The following is a 16,396-nucleotide window of genomic DNA, read 5'->3' as shown; positions in this document are numbered from 1 at the left end:
CTCAGCGACCCCCGCCGCTCTCGGTGCCGGACTGTCCCTCGTGGCGCGGTGCCGGGGCGGCCGCGTCGGCGATCGGCCGTCCGTCCATGCCGATGCCCCGGAGCGCGAGCAGGGCGATGAGGACGGCGGCGACGACGATCGCGATGTCCGCGACGTTGCCGACGAACCAGTTGCCGTACCCGATGAAGTCGACGACGTACCCTCGGGCGAAGCCCGGCTGCCGCAGGAGCCGGTCGAGCAGGTTCCCGACCGCGCCACCGAGCAGGAGGCCGAGCGCGACGGCCCAGCCGGTCGAGCGCAGCCGGCGCAGGGACCGCACGATGAACACGACGACCACCACGATGATGATCGTCAGCAGCCACGTCATGCCCGTGGCGATCGAGAGCGCCGCGCCGGGGTTGTACACGAGCCGCAGGTGGAAGAAGCCGCCCGGGACGTCGATCTCCTTGCCGTCGCGCAGCGCGTGCTGCGCCCACGCCTTGGTGACCTGGTCGAGCACGAGCACGACGGCGGCGATCACCGCCAGGAGGATGACGAGGCGGCGGCTGGGCCGCGGTGTCCCGGCATGCTCGGCGGCGTGCGCCGCGCCGGCGCCCTGCTCGGGCTGGGGGGCGGGCGTGTGGGGCTCGCGGTCGCCGGACTCGGACCGCTCGGGTGGCGTGCTCATCGCCGCAAAGTGTCTCACGCGACGCGCGGCGGCCACCGCAGCTGCGGTGGCCGCCGCGCGGGCGTCTCGGCAACGGGGCTAGCGACGCTCCTCGCGCTGCTTGCAGTCGATGCACAGGGTGGCGCGGGGGAACGCCTGCAGGCGCGCCTTGCCGATCGCCTTGCCGCACGACTCGCAGACGCCGTACGTGCCGGCCGCGATCCGGTCGAGCGCACGCGAGTTCTGCGCGAGCAGGTCACGCGTGTTGTTGACGAGCGTGAGCTCCTGGTCGCGCTCCAGCGCGCTCGAGCCCGAGTCCGCCTGGTCGTCGCCCGAGCCCTCGCCCGAGTCGCGCAGCAGCGCCGACAGCTCCTGGTCGGCGGCGGCGAACTCGACCTGCAGCCGGGCGTTCTCCTCGATGAGGCCGTGAGCGAGCTCCTCGACCTCTTCCACGGTCCACGGCTCCTCGCCGTCACGGACCGGGAACGACTTGACGTCCCGGACGAGGTGGGGGAACTGCTTGCGGGTCGCGGCACGGACCGCGACGTCACGCTTGGCCATCATGAACCTCCCTCGTTCGGATTCACGCGAGGGTAGACGCCCTCACGAGGTTCCACAACACACCACGCCGCGCCGTCACGCTCGCCGAACGCGGGCGCGACCTGCGGCGTCGCACGGGCGACGACGCACGAGCCGCCACCCGCCCGCAGGCGGATGGCGGCTCGAGCTGCGCGAGGCGCGTACCGGACCTGGCCCGGCGAGCGCGCCCCCGTCTGCCCCGTCGCTGCCGGTGCGGTCAGATGCCCGCGGTGATGTCCGAGCTGGAACCCCCGCGCGCCGGCAGGGCGCTGCCCCGGGCGTCGATGTCGCCGAGGAGGTTCTGCAGGTAGCTCTTGAGGCGCGTGCGGTAGTCGCGCTCGAAGATCCGCAGCTCGTCGATCTTGCGCTCGAGGAGCGACCGCTCCTGCTCGAGCTGCGAGAGCGTGCGCTGCGACTGGTTCTCCGCGTCGCGGACGATGCGGGTGCTCTCCTCCTGGGCCTCGGCCAGGAGGCGTTCGCCCTCGGCCTTGCCCGCGTTCACGTAGTCGTCGTGAACCTTCTGCGCGAGCTGGAGCATGCCGGTCGCGGAGGCCGGCTCCGCGGGCTGCTGCTGCTCGGGCGCCGCCACGGGCTCGGGCTGCGGCTCGGGGGCCGCGACGGGCTCGGGCTGGAAGGCCGTCTGCGCGGCGTCGGCCCGGCTGAGCTCGGCGATCCGGCGCTCCGCGGCGGCCAGCTTGGCCTTGACGGACTCGTTCTCCTCCTGCACGGAGTTGAGGGTGCGGACGACCTCGTCGAGGAAGTCGTCGACCTCCTCGATGTCGTAGCCCTCCTTGAACTTCACGGTCGAGAAGGTCTTGCTGAGGATGTCCTCGGCGGTCAGCAGTGCCATCGCGTCACCTCGGTGAGATAGGGCAGTCGGGCAGGGTCGTGCGCTCCACGGTAGCCGAGTCGGGCCGGGGACCGCCAAAGAGGGACCCTCGTCACCGCCCGAGGCTGGTGAAGAGGCGCCACAGGAACGACACGACGAAGAACAGGATGATGTAGCCGAGGTCGAGCTGGACGGAGCCCAACCGGATCGGCGGGATGATGCGCCTCAGGAGCCGCAGCGGAGGGTCCGTGACGGTGTAGACGACCTCGGCCACGACCAGGACGGCGCCGCGCGGACGCCAGTCCCGTGCGAACACCTGAACCCAGTCCAGGATGAGGCGTCCGATCAGGAGCAGCAGGTAGACGAAGAGCAGGATGCCGATGACGGAGAAGATCACCACGGCTGAACTGTGCCATCTCCCGGGCGTTTCGCGCGCGCGACGCCCGCCAAGGGGCGAACCGACGACGGCGCGCCCTCGTGGGCGCGCCGTCGGGTGTCGTTTCTCACGCGATCAGCTCTGGTTGTAGATCCCGGAGCCGCGGGCCTGCCCGGCGGCGGCACGCTCCTCGCCGGTGACCTCGACGTGCTCGGGAGACAGCAGGAACACCTTGTTCGTGACGCGCTCGATGGCGCCGTGCAGCCCGAACGTCAGGCCTGCCGAGAAGTCGACCAGCCGCTTCGCGTCCGCGTCGTCCATGTCCGAGAGGTTGATGATCACCGGGGTCCCCGCGCGGAACGCGTCGCCGATGACCAGGGCGTCGTTGTACGAGCGGGGGTGCACCGTCACGATGCGACGCAGGTCGACGCCCTGCGACGCGGCCGGGCGGGCCTCCCTCACCTCGCGCACCGGCGAGTACGCGGGCGCTCGTCCGATCGGGGTCACGGGTGCGAAGTCCTCCCCCACGCCGCCGTCGGCGTCCTCGTAGTCGTCCATGTACTCCTGCTCCTCGGCCTCGCCGCGGTCGTCGGCGAGCCCCAGGTACAGCATGGTCTTGCGCAGCGTTCCAGCCATCGCCTGTGCTCCTCCCCCGGTCGAACGACCGTCGTGTGATTCACGCTAGCCCAGCGTGCCCGGGACCCCGTGCCGACACGCCCGGCGTGTCGGCATGCTCACCCGAGCGCGGGCGACCCGTCGGCGGCGTCGCCGCGGTGCACGACGACGCCCGCGAACCGGCCCGTCGGCGCCTCGCGCCCGTCGCGCCGGTGGGAGAAGAAGCGCTCGTCCTCGAGGGTGCAGACGCCGAGCACCTCGATCTGCCCCACGCCGGCGGCGGCGAGCTGCGCCGCGACGCCCGCCGGCAGGTCGAGCGCGGGCGTCCCGGCGCGGGTCCGCGACCACGTCGCGGGCACGCGGGCCGCGACGTCGGCGCGCATCGCCTCCGGCACCTCGTAGCAGGCGCCGCACACGCTCGGCCCGACGACGGCTCGCAGTGCCTCGGGCCGGGCACCGAGGCCGACGAGCGCGTCGACCGCCGCACCCACCACGTCCTGCGCGACGCCGTTCCGCCCGGCGTGCGCGCAGCCGACCAGCCCGCGTGCAGGGTCGGCCAGGAGCACGGGGACGCAGTCGGCCACGAGGACGGCGAGCGCGCGGCCGCTCGGCCCGACGAGGGCGTCGGCCTCGCCGAGCGAGTCGGACGGTCCCGCCGCCGCGCCCGCACGCCCAGCGTCGTCGTCCACGACGATCACGTCGCGCCCGTGGACCTGCGTCATGAAGCTCAGGGGGGCGCCGAACGTCGCGGCGACCGCGACCCGGTTGGCCCGCACGCGCGCCGGGTCGTCCCCGACGCCCAGCCCGAGGTCGAGGGAGGCCCACGGCGGCGGCGAGACGCCGCCCGTGCGCGTCGTGAAGCCCGCACGGACCCCCGGGCCGAGGTCCACCTCGAGCAGGGGCACGGGCAACGGCGACGCCCCGGCGCGAGTCGCGCCGCGGGCACCGCCGCCCTCCCCGAGGGAGTGATCCACTACTTGAGGAAGTCCGGCACGTCGAGATCGTCGATCGCGCGCCGCAGCGGCTCCTCGTCGACGAGCCGCGGCACGGACACCGGCGAGCTCGACGGCGCGGCCCCGGTCTCGACGATCACCGCGGCGTCGTCCTCGGCGTCGTCCGCGTCGAGCGGCACGAGCGGGCGGACGGCACCGTGCTGCGCGGGCTGGGGCGCGAGCGGACGCGGCGCCGAGGGGGCGGCGGGCGCGCCCACGGACGAGGGCGCACCAGCTGCCGCCGGCGAGCCGACCACCGGCACGGCCGGCACCTGCGGCACCGCCGCCGACACGGCGCCCTGCACCTGACCGAGCCCCTGGCCCTCCTTGCGCGTCTGCGGGCCGCCGCCGTCGAACCCGGCCGCGATGACGGTGACGCGCACCTCGTCGCCCAGGGCGTCGTCGATGACCGCGCCGAAGATGATGTTCGCCTCGGGGTGCGCCGCCTCGTGGACGAGCCGCGCGGCCTCGTTGATCTCGAACAGCCCCAGGTCGGAGCCACCCTGGATCGACAGAAGCACGCCGTGCGCGCCGTCGATGCTGGCCTCGAGGAGCGGCGACGAGATCGCGAACTCCGCGGCCTGCACCGCCCGGTCCTCGCCCCGCGCCGACCCGATCCCCATGAGAGCGCTGCCCGCGCCCTGCATGACGGACTTCACGTCCGCGAAGTCGAGGTTGATGAGGCCCGGCGTGGTGATGAGGTCGGTGATGCCCTGGACACCGGAGAGCAGCACCTGGTCGGCCGAGTGGAACGCCTGGAGCGCGGTCACCGCGCGGTCCGACATCGACAGCAGCCGGTCGTTGGGGATGACGATGAGCGTGTCGACCTCGCTGCGCAGCGTGTCGATGCCCTGGTCCGCCTGGACCGAGCGGCGGCGCCCCTCGAAGGTGAACGGGCGGGTCACGACGCCGACGGTCAGCGCGCCGAGCGAGCGGGCGATCCGGGCCACGACGGGCGCGCCGCCCGTCCCGGTGCCGCCGCCCTCGCCGGCGGTGACGAAGACCATGTCCGCGCCCCGCAGGACGTCCTCGATCTCGTCCTGGTGGTCCTCGGCCGCCTTGCGCCCGACCTCGGGGTCCGCGCCGGCACCCAGGCCGCGCGTGAGCTCGCGGCCGACGTCGAGCTTGACGTCGGCGTCGGACATGAGGAGCGCCTGCGCGTCGGTGTTGATCGCGATGAACTCGACACCCTTGAGACCGACCTCGATCATTCGGTTCACGGCGTTGACGCCGCCACCGCCGATGCCGACCACCTTGATGACTGCCAGGTAGTTCTGCGGAGTTGCCACGGTGTGCCTCTCGATCCTTGCGTGTGGTGTCGTGCGGTCGCTGCGCCCGCGCCGTGGCCCGGGTCTCAACCCTCACCCTCAAGTTGAGGGTTAGTGTTATGTCATCCTCGTTCTGCTGCGAACGTAGGGGGCGCGGACGGCGTCGGCAACGACCCGCCCGCGCGTGTCGCGAGATCGGTCCCGAACCACCCGCCCGGCGCCTCCCCACCCGCCTCGGTCCGGGTCACCGGGTGACCGGGAGCGTCGGTGCCGAGACGTCGAAGACGCTCGCGCCCTTCGTCTGCTTCGCCCCGCGCAGCGCCTCGAGGACGCGGACCTTGAGGGCCGAGTCCTGCGCGCTGCCCCACACGACGCGCACGCCCTTGCGCAGGGTCAGCTCGACCGTGTCCTGCGTCGACGCCTCCACCGCGGTGACCTGCCCGCCCAGCTTCTCCGGCAGCGCGCTCAGCACCGCGAGCACGGCGTCGAGGGCCCGGTGGTCGGCCGCGTCGAGCGGGACCGTGACCACGGGCACGCCCTTCGGTACGGCGCGGACCGTCGCCACCCGCACGCCGTCTCCGTCGAGGAGCGCGTACCTCCCCTGGTCGGGGACGGCGGCCACCGGCTCGCGCGGCGTGACGCGCACGGTCAGCCCGTGCGGCCACTGGCGCACGATCGCCACGTCCTTGACCCCGCGCACGTCGAGCATCCGGGTGCGCAGCGCGACGGTGTCCAGGCGCGGCAGCGGGACACCGTCCGCACCGGCCGCGATCCGCTCGACCTGCGCGGTGTCGACGAGGCTGCCCCCGCCGACCACGCGGACGTCGTCGGCGCGGGTCGCCAGCACCGGCGAGAAGAAGGCCAGCCACACGAGGGCACCGGCGAGCACGACGGCGAGCAGCGTCCAGCCGAGGCGCCGCCACCGCCGGTGGCGACGCATCGCCGCCCGCTCGGCCAGCCGGTCGACCATCCCGGTCGACACCACCGGTCCTCGCGCTCCGACGACCGGCACGGGAGCGCTCGGAGCCGCCCGTCGCGCAGGCACCTGCCCCGTGCCGGGCCGCGCCTGCGGGACGGGCGCCGTCGACGGAGCACGCCGCCCCGACGGCGACCGACCACCGGACGCCTGCGCCGGGGCGGGCGGGGGCGCAGGTCGCTGCGACCGCTCCTCAGGCTCCGGCGCCGGGCCGGGCCCGGCCGGCCGGTCGCGGTCCCGCAGCGGCGCGGGCCGCGGGCGGGACGGCCGGGACGGCGGTCGCGACGGCACGGCTCAGCCCTCCCCCGCCCGCGCGCGCAGCGCGTCGAGGACCACGGGCGCGAGCTCGGTCACGTCGCCGGCCCCGACCGTGAGCAGCAGGTCGCCGGAGCGCGCGAGGGCCGCCGCGGTCGCCGCTGCCTCCAGGCGGTCCTCGACGGCGTGCGGCGCCGCGCCCGACGCCGTCGCGGGGAGCAGGTCCGTGATCGTGCGGGCCGTCGTGCCGGGATCGGGGTCCTCGCGAGCGGCGTACACCCCGGCGACGACGACCTCGTCAGCCAGGGCGAGCGCGCGCGCGAACTCCGGCGCGAAGGTCCGCGTGCGCGAGTAGAGGTGCGGCTGGAACAGCACGACGAGCCGGCCCCCGGCCGCCACCCCCCGCGCCGCCGTCAGCAGCGCGGTGATCTCCGTGGGGTGGTGCGCGTAGTCGTCGACGACGCGCACGCCGTCCGCCTCGCCGCGGGCCTCGAACCGGCGTCCGGTCCCGCGGAAGGCCTCCGCCGCCGCCGCGGCGCCCGCGAACGGCGCGCCCAGCACCACGGACGCGAGGACCGCGCCGGCCGCGTTCAGCACGTTGTGCGCGCCCGGCACGCGCAGGGCGAGCGGCGCCGTCGTCCCCGCGACCACGCCGGCCCGGGCGCCGAGCGCCGACGTCGCCACCCGCAGCACGGCGCTCGCGCCGTCGCCCGTCCGCACCCCCTCGACCACGAGGTCGCTCGCGGGGTCCGTCCCGTACGTCCACGCGGTCCCACCCGACGCGCGGTGCCGCGCCGCGAGCGCGGCGGAGCCGGGGTCGTCCGCGCAGGCCACGAGCGCGCCTCCCTCGAGCACGCGCCCGGCGAACGCGACGAACGCCTCGTCGAACGCCTCGCGCGTGCCGTAGTGGTCGAGGTGGTCCGGCTCGACGTTCGTCACGAGCGCCACGGCCGGCGCGTAGGCGAGGAACGAGCCGTCCGACTCGTCCGCCTCGGCGACCAGGACGTCGCCCGTGCCGAGGTGCCCGCCCGGGAGTGCGCCGTCGTCGGTCAGGACGCTGCCCCCGACCGCGAACGACGGGTCCTCGCCGAGCTCGCGCAGGATCGTCGCGACCATCGCCGAGGTCGTGGTCTTGCCGTGCGCGCCGGCGACGGCGACGCCGCGACGCCCGACCATGAGCGCGGCGAGCGCCTGGGAGCGGTGCAGGACGCGGAGACCGCGGGCGCGGGCCGCGAGGAGCTCGGGGTTGTCGTCGCGGACCGCGCTGGAGAGCACCACGGTGTCGGCGTCGCCCACCGCGGCGGCCGCGTGCCCGACGGTCACCGGCACGCCCGCGTCCCGCAGCCGCGCCACGACCGCGCTGTCCCGCGCGTCCGAGCCCTGCACCGGCACGCCGCGCGCGGCGAGCAGCTCGGCGACGACCGACATGCCCGCCCCGCCGACGCCCACGAGGTGGGTGCGGCCGAAGTCCGCGAGAGCGGGCGTGGCGTCGTACCGGCCGGTCACGCCGTCGCCCCGTGCCCGCTCCCGGGCGCCCGGTGCGCCGCCTTCTCGACGAGGTCCGCCACGCGGGCCGCGCCGTCCCGCACGCCCGACGCGGCCGCCACCCGTGCCATCCCGCCGAGGCGCCCCCGGTCACCGAGCAGCCCCGGGACCTCGCGCGCGACCCACGCGGGCGTGAGCTCGGCGTCCGGCACGAGCAGGCCGCCGCCCGCGTCGACGACCGGCGCCGCGTTGAGCCGCTGCTCACCGTTGCCGATGGGCAGCGGTACGTAGACGGCCGGGAGCCCGAGCGCGGTGAGCTCGCTCACGGTCCCGGCGCCCGAGCGGCAGAGCACCAGGTCCGTGGCCGCGTACGCGAGGTGCATGTCCCCCAGGTACTCGAGCGCGTGGTACCGCTCGGTCCCGGCGAGGCCGGCGAGCGCGCCCAGCACCGGCTCGGACTTGCCCGTGCCCGTGAGGTGGAGCACCTGCAGGCCACCCGCGAGGAGCTCGCGGGCCGCGCCGGAGACCGCCGTGTTGAGGCTCTGCGCCCCCAGCGAGCCGCCGGTGACGAGCAGCGTCGGCAGGGCCGGGTCGAGCCCGAGCGCGGCCGCCGCCGCGGCGCGCGTCCCGGCCGGGTCGTGCGCGAGCCGCTCGACGAGCTCGGCCACCTCGCGGCGCAGCGGGAGCCCCGTCACGACCGCGCCCGCGAGCGGCGTGCCGGGGAACGTCACGCCGACCTGCGCGGCCCACCGCGCGCCGAGCTTGTTGGCCAGGCCGGGCCGGGCGTTCTGCTCGTGCACGACGACCGGGACGCCGCGGCGACGCGCCGCGAGGTACGCCGGCGTCGAGACGTAGCCGCCGAAGCCGACGACCGCCTGCGCGCCGACGCGGTCGATCGCCTCGCCCGCCGCGTCGACCGCGGCCTTGAGGCGGCCCGGGAGGCGGGCCCACTCACCGGACGGCCGCCGCGGCAGCGGCACGCGCGGGAGGAACTCGAGCGGGTACGCGCGCTCCGGCACGAGCCGCGCCTCGAGCCCCTCGCGGGTGCCGAGCGCGACGATGCTCGCGGCGGGGTTGCGGCGGCGCAGCTCGTCGGCGACCGAGAGCAGCGGGTTGACGTGACCGGCCGTCCCGCCGCCCGCGAGGACGACGGACTGGACCGGTGAGGAGGTGATGACCACGAGCTGAGGACCTGGTGCTTCCTGGTTCGGGCCCGGCGGGCCGGTGTCGTGCGTGCGGGTGGGCGGGCGCGCCGCCGGCTAGCGCGCGGGGCGCTCGCGCCCGCGGTGGGCCTTTCGTCCTGACGGGGACTTTCGTCCCGACCGGGCGCTTGGTGCCGGCTGCGCCTTTCGTGCCGACTGAGTGCTTCCGCCTGATCGTACGGGGGTGCGGGGGCTCCGGCGGCCGGCTCCGGCCACGACGCCGAGCGTCCGGCGCGCGATCGACGGCCTCGCGGCGAGCGCTTCCGACGTCCCCGGCTCGGTGCGCGCGAGCGACAGCAGGATGCCCATCGCGACCAGCGTCGTGACGAGCGCCGAGCCGCCCGCGGAGATGAGAGGGAGCGGCACCCCGATGACGGGGATGACGCCGATCACGACCCCGACGTTGACGAGCGACTGCCCGACGATCCAACATCCGATCGCGGCGGCGGCGACCTTGGCGAAGGGGTCCTCGTGCCGACGCACGACCCGGTAGCAGGCGTACCCGAGCAGCCCGACCAGCACGAGCACGAGGCCCGCCCCGAGCAGCCCGAGCTCCTCGCCGATGATCGCGAAGATGAAGTCGTTCGACGCCGCCGGCAGGTACCCCCACGCCTGACGGCTCGCGCCGAGCCCGACCCCGGTCAGGCCTCCCGAGCCCAGGGCCTGCATCCCGTGGATGGTCTGGTAGCACAGCTCCTGCGCGTTGGCCCCGTTCGGGTCGCAGCCCTTGAGGAGGACGGAGATCCGTCCTCCGCGGTTGGAGTTCCCGTTCAGGAACAGCTGCCACACGAAGATGCCGCCGATCCCCATCCCCGCCACCAGCAGCCGGAGCGGGACACCGGCGACGAAGAACGCCCCGACGACCAGCATCATGACGACGAGCGCCGTGCCCAGGTCCTTGCCGACGAGCACCAGGCCGATGACGAGGAGCGCACCCGGCACCGCGGGGATGATCGCGTGGCGTGCCTGCCCGAGCAGGCGCTGCTTGCGTCCGAGCACGGTCGCGAGCCAGACGACGAGCGCGAGCTTGGCGACCTCGGCCGGCTGGAACTGGACGGAACCGCCGACGTGGATCCACGACCGGTTCCCGCCGACCTCCTTGGAGATCCCCGGGACGAACACGAGGCACTGCAGCGCGAGCGCGCCGATGAGCCCGACCCACGCGAACCGCTTGTAGATCCGCACCGGCACGTGCGCCGCGACGAGCAGGAGCGGGATCCCGATGAGTGCGTACTGGGCCTGCTGGAGGAACACCCCGAACGGCGAGTTGCCCTTCGCGATCTGCGTGACCGCCGAGCTCGAGAGCACCATGACGAGCCCGATCGCGAGGAGCGTCGCCGTGACGCCGGCCACGAGGTAGTACGTCGCGAGCGGGCTGTCCCACACGGTCGCGAGCGTCGAGCGCTTGGGCTTCGGCCGCGCAGCAGCCTTGGCGGGCCGGCTCGCGGCCTTCCCCCCCGACGCCGCCCGGGGCTTGGCCGCGGGGACCGCCTGGGCGCGCGTGCCCGTCGCACGCGGTGCGCGCGTGACGCCGGGCGCTCCCGTCATGCCACCGACCCTTCGCCCGCCGACCCGCCGTCGGCGGGCGCGAGCGCGCGGGCGGCACCCGCGAACAGCTCGCCCCGCTCGGCGTAGGACCGGAACTGGTCCATCGACGCCGAGGCGGGCGCGAGCAGCACGGTGTCGCCCGGGCGGGCGAGGGTGCGGGCGGCGGCGACGGCTCGGGTCATCACCGCACCAGTGTCTCCGGGGTCGACGCGCACGACAGGGATGTCGGGCGCGTGTCGGCCCAGTGCGTCCGCGAGGGGGGTCGCGTCGACGCCGATCAGGACGACGCCGCGCAGCCGGTCCGCACGGAGCTCCACGAGCTCGTCGAACGTCGCCCCCTTGGCGAGCCCGCCCGCGACCCACACGACCGTCCCCGGCGCGAAGGCGGCCAGCGACGCGGCCGCGGCGTGCGCGTTGGTGGCCTTGGAGTCGTCGACGTAGCCCACGCCGTCGACCGTCGCGACGGTCTCGATCCGGTGCCCGCCCGGCCGGAACGCCCGCAGCCCCTCGCGCACCGCGCGGGCCGGGACCCCGACGGCGCGGGCGAGCGCGGCCGCGGCGAGCGCGTCCGCGACGACGTGCGGCGCGACCGTCCCGCCCGGGCCGGCGAGGTGTGCGAGGTCGTCGAGCGTGCCGAGCTCCGCGGCCGACGCGTGCCGGGCCGGGTCGTCGAACGGCAGGTGGAACGCCCGGTCGACGAGCACGTCCTCGACGAGCCCGAGCTGCCCCGGACCCGGCGCGCCGAGCGTGAACCCGACGGCCCGCGCGCCCTCCTCCACGTCCGCCTCACGCACGAGGCGCTCCGTCCGCGCGTCGGACGCGTTGTAGACGCACGCGACCTGCGCCCGCTCGTAGATCCGGCCCTTGGCGGCCGCGTACGCGTCGAGCGAGCCGTGCCAGTCGAGGTGGTCGGGCGCAATGTTGAGCACCGCACCCGCGAGGACCGACACGGATCGCGTGAAGTGCAGCTGGAAGCTCGACAGCTCGACGGCGAGCACGTCGTGGGCCGGGTCGGTCGCGGCGCGGACCACCGGATCGCCGACGTTCCCCACCGCGGGGGCGTCGAGCCCGGCCGCGGCGAGGATCGACGCGAGCATCTCGACCGTCGTGGTCTTCCCGTTGGTGCCCGTGACCGCGAGCCAGGGCGCGGGTGTGCCCGCGCCGTCGCCGTGGTCGCGCGGCACCCGCATCCGCCAGGCCAGCTCGACCTCGCCCCACACGGGGACGCCGGCCCGCTCCGCCCGGACGAGCAGCGGGTGGTCCGGGCGCCAGCCGGGGCTGACCACGACCAGCCCCACGCCGTCGAGGCTCGCGCCCTCGGCGTCGCTCACGTCGGCGTCCTCGGCACGCGCGTCCACGGTCACGACGTCGGCCCCGTGCGCCGCGAGCACCTCCGCGGCCGCCCGGCCGCTCACGCCCAGGCCGGCGACGAGCACGCGCACGCCCGCGGGGTCGTACGGCGCGGCGACGGCCTGGCGCGTCACGTGACGACCCACTCGCCGTAGAACAGCCCGAGCCCGAGCCCGGCGCAGAGCGCGGCGATGAGCCAGAACCGGATCACGATCGTGACCTCGCCCCAGCCCGTGAGCTCGAAGTGGTGGTGCAGGGGCGCCATCTTGAACACGCGTCTGCCGGTCGCCTTGAAGTACCCGATCTGGATGACGTCCGACATGAGGATGATGACGAACAGGCCGCCGATGATCGCAGCGAGGATCTCGGTCCGCGACACGATCGAGATGCCGGCGAGCGCGCCGCCGAGCGCGAGCGCGCCCGTGTCCCCCATGAAGATCTTCGCCGGGCTCGCGTTCCACCACAGGAACCCGAAGCACGCCCCCATGAGCGACGCCGCGATGATCGCGAGGTCGCGCGGGTCGCGGACCTCGTAGCAGGCGGTCGTCGACTCGACGAAGCGCTGGCAGTTCTGGTTGATCTGCCACACCGTGACCATGAGGTAGGCCCCGAACACCAGCATCGACGCGCCCGTCGCGAGGCCGTCGAGCCCGTCGGTGAGGTTGACCGCGTTGGACCACGCGGTCACCAGGAAGTTCGCCCAGACCACGAAGAGGACCACCCCGAGCGCGGTGCCCGCGAACGCGAGGTCGACGGGGGTGTCCCGCAGGAACGAGATCTTCGTCGAGGCCGGCTTGAGCCCGTTCCCGTTGGGGAACTGCAGCACGAGGATCGAGAACACGACGCCGACGACGCCCTGCCCCACCATCTTCGCGACCGGGGAGAGCCCGAGGCTGCGCTGCTGGCGGATCTTGGTGTAGTCGTCGAGGAACCCGATGAACCCGAGCCCGCAGGTGAGGAACATGACGAGCCACGCGCTCGCGCTCGGCGCGCGCCCGGTCGCGAGCGAGCCCGCGCCCCAGCCGAGCACCGCAGCGACCAGGATGACGACGCCGCCCATGGTGGGCGTCCCGCGCTTGGTCAGGTGCGACGTCGGGCCGTCCTGGCGGATGAACTGCCCGTAGTGGTGCTTGACGAGGAAGCGGATGAACGACCGCGTCCCGAACAGCGAGACGAGGAGCGCGACGAGCGCGGCGAGGACGATCGCGATCATGCGGGCACCTGCTCACCGGTGAGCTCGTTCGCGAGCCGCCACAGGCCCGCCCCCTTGGACGACTTCACGAGGACCACGTCACCCTCCTTCAGCTCGGAGCGCAGCAGCTCGGCCGCCTCGGCCGCGTCGGCGACGTGCACGACCTCGCTGCCCCACGACCCCTCGCGGCGCGCGCCGTCGACGATGCCGCCCGCGCCTGCGCCCACGACCACGAGCCAGCGGATGTTGAGCCGCACCACGAGCTCGCCGAGCTCGTCGTGCACGCCCCGCGCGTCGGGGCCGAGCTCGAGCATCTCGCCGAGCACCGCGACGGAGCGACGGCCGGTCTGCCTGGCCATGACCGCGAGCGCGCGGAGGCCCGCGCGCATCGAGTCGGGGTTGGCGTTGTAGGAGTCGTCGATGATCCGGACGCCGTCCGGCCGGTCGACGACGTGCATGCGGTGCGGGCTCGCGGGCACGGCCTCGGACAGCACGCCGGCCACGTCCTGCGGGGCCGCGCCGAGCTGGAGGGCCGCCGCGGCGGCGGCGAGCGCGTTGGTCACGTGGTGCTCTCCGACGAGCCGCAGCGACACCGGCAGCGGCTCGCTCCCCGGCGCGTGCAGCCGGAACGACGCCCGGCCCTCCGCGTCGAGGGTGACGTCGCTCGCGCGCACGTCCGCCGACGGGATCGTCCCGAACGTCACGACGGGGCCGTCGGTCAGGCGCGACATCCCCGCGACCCGCAGGTCGTCGGCGTTGAGGACGGCGACGCCGCCCGGACGCAGCCCCTGGACGAGCTCGCCCTTGGCCCGTTCGATGGCCTCCACGGACCCGAAGTACCCCAGGTGCGCCGAGCCGACGACCAGCACCACCGACACGTCGGGCGGCGCGATCCGCGTCAGGTAGGTGAGGTTGCCCTCGTGGTCGGCGCCCATCTCGAGAACGAGGAAGCGCGTGCCGCGGTCGGCGCCCAGCACGGTGAGGGGCAGCCCGATCTCGTTGTTGAACGAGCCGCGGGGCACGATCGTGGGGCCGAGCGGCGTGACGAGCGCGCCCAGCAGGTCCTTGGTCGTCGTCTTGCCGACCGAGCCCGTGACGGCGACGACGCGGACGTCGGCCTCGGCGCGGAGGGTCGCGAGCACGTACCGCGCGAGCTCGCCCAGCGCCGCCTGCACGTCGTCGACGACGACGCACGGCACGTCCGCGACCTCGCGCGCGGCCAGCACGAGGGTCGCCCCGGCGGCGACGGCGGCCGCCGCGTAGTCGTGCCCGTCGACGTGCTCGCCCGGGAGCGCGACGAACAGCGCCCCGGCGGTCACGTCGCGCGAGTCGATGACGACCGGGCCCGTCACGCGGGCTCCGGCGTGGGCGGCGCTCACGGCGCCGCCGGTCGCTGCGGCCACGTCGGCCGCAGTCAGCTCGATCATGCGTCCTGCTCTCCTGTCGGCGCGGCCCCGTCCCCCGGTCGGCCCCCGGCCTGCCGGGCGGCGAGCGCCGCGCGCGCCTCGACGCGATCATCCAACGGATGGTTCACGCCGTCGATCTCCTGCCAGACCTCGTGGCCCCGTCCCGCCACGAGCACCGTGTCCTCGTCCGCCGCGTCGCGCACGGCGGCGCGGATGGCGTCCGCGCGCGGGGCCACCTCGACGAGCCTCACGTCGTGCGCCCCCGCGCCCAGCGCGTCCCGCGCACCCTCGAGGACCGCGGCCCGGATGGCCGCCTGGTCCTCGCCGTGCGGGTCGTCATCGGTCACGACGACGACGTCCGCACGCTCGACGGCAACCCTACCCATGACGGCGCGCTTGGCCGTGTCGCGCTCCCCGGTGGCACCGAACACGACGACGAGCCGGCCCGCCGTCGTCGGGCGCAGGACGTCGAGCGCGAGCGCGAGCGCGTCCGGGTTGTGCGCGAAGTCGACGACGACGCGCGGCCCCGGCCCGGACGACACGGTCTCCATGCGCCCCGGCACCGCGGGCGCGACGCCGCCCGTGCGCTCCAGGGCCGCCTCGAGGGCGGCCGACTCCACGCCGGACTCGACGACCATCGCGAGCGCGAGCGCGACGTTCGCCACGTTGAACGCGCCCGGCAGGGTCGTGCCGACCGCGAGCCGCCGCCCGTCGTCGTGGACGAGGTCGAACGCCTGCCGGTCCGCGGACTGCGTGACGTCCCGGACCGACCAGCCGACGCCGGGCGCCTGGGCGCCGGGGAGCCGGAGCGGCACGACCGGCACGGTCGCCTCCGCGAGCAGCCGCAGCGCCCACGCGCGGCCGGGCCCGTCGGCCGGCACCACGACCACGCCCCGGCGCGCGTGCGCCGGCGTGAACAGCGCGGCCTTCGCGGCGAAGTACGCGTCGAGCGTGCCGTGGAAGTCGAGATGGTCCTGGCTGAGGTTGGTGAACCCCGCGACGTCGTAGGCGATCCCGTCGACGCGGTGCAGCGCGAGCGCGTGCGAGGAGACCTCCATCGCGAGGGCCTCGACGCCGTCGTCGACCATGGTCGCGAGCATCGCCTGCAGGTCCGCGGCCTCGGGCGTCGTCAGCGCGCTCGGCACGACCCGGCCCGCCGAGCGGATCTCGACCGTGCCCACGAGACCCGTGGTGCGGCCGAGGGCGGCGAGGACGGCGTCGAGGGCGTAGGTCGTCGTCGTCTTGCCGTTGGTGCCCGTCACCGCGAACGTCGCGAGGCGCGCGGTCGGCTCGCCGTACGCCCGCGCCGCGAGCGCACCCAGGACCGCGCGCGGCTCGGGCACGACGACCACGGGCACCGGCACCGGGCTCCCGGCCGCCGCGAGGACGCGCGCGCCCTCCGCGTCGGTCAGGACGGCGACCGCGCCCCGGGCGACGGCGTCGGGCGCGAACCGCGCGCCGTGCACGTGCGCTCCGGGGAGCGCGACGAAGAGGTCGCCGGGCGCCACGGTGCGGTTGTCCGCGCCCACGCCCGTCACGACGACGTCCTCCCCCGCGGCCCGGTCGACCGTGGCCACACCGTCGACCAGCCGGGCGAGGGTGAGCCGTGCGGACGTGCGGGGGCGCAGGCGAGGAGCGGGGGATGTCACGGGAAGAAACCTATCGTGCGGGCGGCCG

Annotated in this window: 15 protein-coding genes; all 15 read right to left on the bottom strand. The window is 75.2% G+C overall.

Translation table 11 applies throughout. The features are described from left to right. Nucleotide 1 precedes the first annotated feature (1 nt). The gene (lspA, locus tag ACLQ14_RS15715) at nt 2-667 is read right to left on the bottom strand and encodes a signal peptidase II (protein WP_425814684.1); all 666 of its coding nucleotides are present in this window, start codon (nt 665-667) and stop codon (nt 2-4) included. Nucleotides 668-745: 78 nt separating this feature from the next. Continuing rightward, a complete protein-coding gene (locus ACLQ14_RS15710) occupies nt 746-1,207 on the bottom strand; it encodes a TraR/DksA family transcriptional regulator (protein ID WP_386797552.1) in 462 nt (153 codons plus the stop codon). A 235-nt stretch (nt 1,208-1,442) separates the two neighbouring features. Next, nucleotides 1,443-2,075 (bottom strand): DivIVA domain-containing protein, encoded by a 633-nt coding sequence (locus tag ACLQ14_RS15705; RefSeq protein WP_425814682.1) that lies wholly within the window; start codon nt 2,073-2,075, stop codon nt 1,443-1,445. A 91-nt stretch (nt 2,076-2,166) separates the two neighbouring features. Further along, entirely contained in the window at nt 2,167-2,451 is a 285-nt protein-coding gene (locus ACLQ14_RS15700) for a YggT family protein (RefSeq protein WP_425814784.1), read from the bottom strand. A gap of 114 nt (nt 2,452-2,565) precedes the next feature. Beyond that, nucleotides 2,566-3,066 (bottom strand): cell division protein SepF, encoded by a 501-nt coding sequence (locus ACLQ14_RS15695; protein ID WP_425814680.1) that lies wholly within the window; start codon nt 3,064-3,066, stop codon nt 2,566-2,568. A 98-nt stretch (nt 3,067-3,164) separates the two neighbouring features. Next, nucleotides 3,165-4,019 (bottom strand): polyphenol oxidase family protein, encoded by an 855-nt coding sequence (locus ACLQ14_RS15690; RefSeq protein WP_425814678.1) that lies wholly within the window; start codon nt 4,017-4,019, stop codon nt 3,165-3,167. Further along, a complete protein-coding gene (gene ftsZ / locus ACLQ14_RS15685) occupies nt 4,019-5,326 on the bottom strand; it encodes a cell division protein FtsZ (RefSeq protein ID WP_425814676.1) in 1,308 nt (435 codons plus the stop codon). Before ftsZ ends, ACLQ14_RS15690 begins: the two co-directional genes overlap by 1 nt. Nucleotides 5,327-5,549: 223 nt before the next feature. Then, on the bottom strand, nt 5,550-6,287 hold the full coding sequence (locus tag ACLQ14_RS15680; protein ID WP_425814674.1) for a cell division protein FtsQ/DivIB: 738 nt from the start codon (nt 6,285-6,287) through the stop codon (nt 5,550-5,552). A gap of 288 nt (nt 6,288-6,575) precedes the next feature. Next, nucleotides 6,576-8,042, bottom strand: coding sequence for a UDP-N-acetylmuramate--L-alanine ligase (gene murC, locus ACLQ14_RS15675; RefSeq protein ID WP_425814672.1), 1,467 nt, complete (start codon nt 8,040-8,042; stop codon nt 6,576-6,578). Then, nucleotides 8,039-9,196 (bottom strand): undecaprenyldiphospho-muramoylpentapeptide beta-N-acetylglucosaminyltransferase, encoded by a 1,158-nt coding sequence (gene murG / locus ACLQ14_RS15670; RefSeq protein WP_425814782.1) that lies wholly within the window; start codon nt 9,194-9,196, stop codon nt 8,039-8,041. Before murG ends, murC begins: the two co-directional genes overlap by 4 nt. Before the next feature lie 84 nt (nt 9,197-9,280). Then, nucleotides 9,281-10,771: a peptidoglycan glycosyltransferase FtsW gene (locus tag ACLQ14_RS15665; RefSeq protein ID WP_425814670.1), complete on the bottom strand. Its 1,491-nt coding sequence runs from the start codon at nt 10,769-10,771 to the stop codon at nt 9,281-9,283. Beyond that, nucleotides 10,768-12,255, bottom strand: a complete 1,488-nt coding sequence (gene murD, locus ACLQ14_RS15660; protein WP_425814668.1) for a UDP-N-acetylmuramoyl-L-alanine--D-glutamate ligase — start codon at nt 12,253-12,255, stop codon at nt 10,768-10,770. The genes ACLQ14_RS15665 and murD overlap by 4 nt, the downstream gene beginning before the upstream one ends. Further along, nucleotides 12,252-13,334 carry a phospho-N-acetylmuramoyl-pentapeptide-transferase gene (gene mraY, locus ACLQ14_RS15655; protein WP_425814666.1) on the bottom strand — a complete coding sequence of 361 codons (1,083 nt, stop codon included), beginning with the start codon at nt 13,332-13,334 and terminating at the stop codon, nt 12,252-12,254. Before mraY ends, murD begins: the two co-directional genes overlap by 4 nt. Continuing rightward, on the bottom strand, nt 13,331-14,740 hold the full coding sequence (locus ACLQ14_RS15650) for a UDP-N-acetylmuramoyl-tripeptide--D-alanyl-D-alanine ligase (protein ID WP_425814664.1): 1,410 nt from the start codon (nt 14,738-14,740) through the stop codon (nt 13,331-13,333). Before ACLQ14_RS15650 ends, mraY begins: the two co-directional genes overlap by 4 nt. Next, nucleotides 14,737-16,368 (bottom strand): UDP-N-acetylmuramoyl-L-alanyl-D-glutamate--2,6-diaminopimelate ligase, encoded by a 1,632-nt coding sequence (locus ACLQ14_RS15645; RefSeq protein WP_425814662.1) that lies wholly within the window; start codon nt 16,366-16,368, stop codon nt 14,737-14,739. The genes ACLQ14_RS15650 and ACLQ14_RS15645 overlap by 4 nt, the downstream gene beginning before the upstream one ends. Nucleotides 16,369-16,396: the final 28 nt, after the last annotated feature.

This window comes from Luteimicrobium sp. DT211 (genome assembly GCF_049844995.1).
Taxonomy (GTDB): domain Bacteria; phylum Actinomycetota; class Actinomycetes; order Actinomycetales; family Cellulomonadaceae; genus Luteimicrobium.
This window is presented reverse-complemented; position numbering and strand designations above follow the sequence as displayed.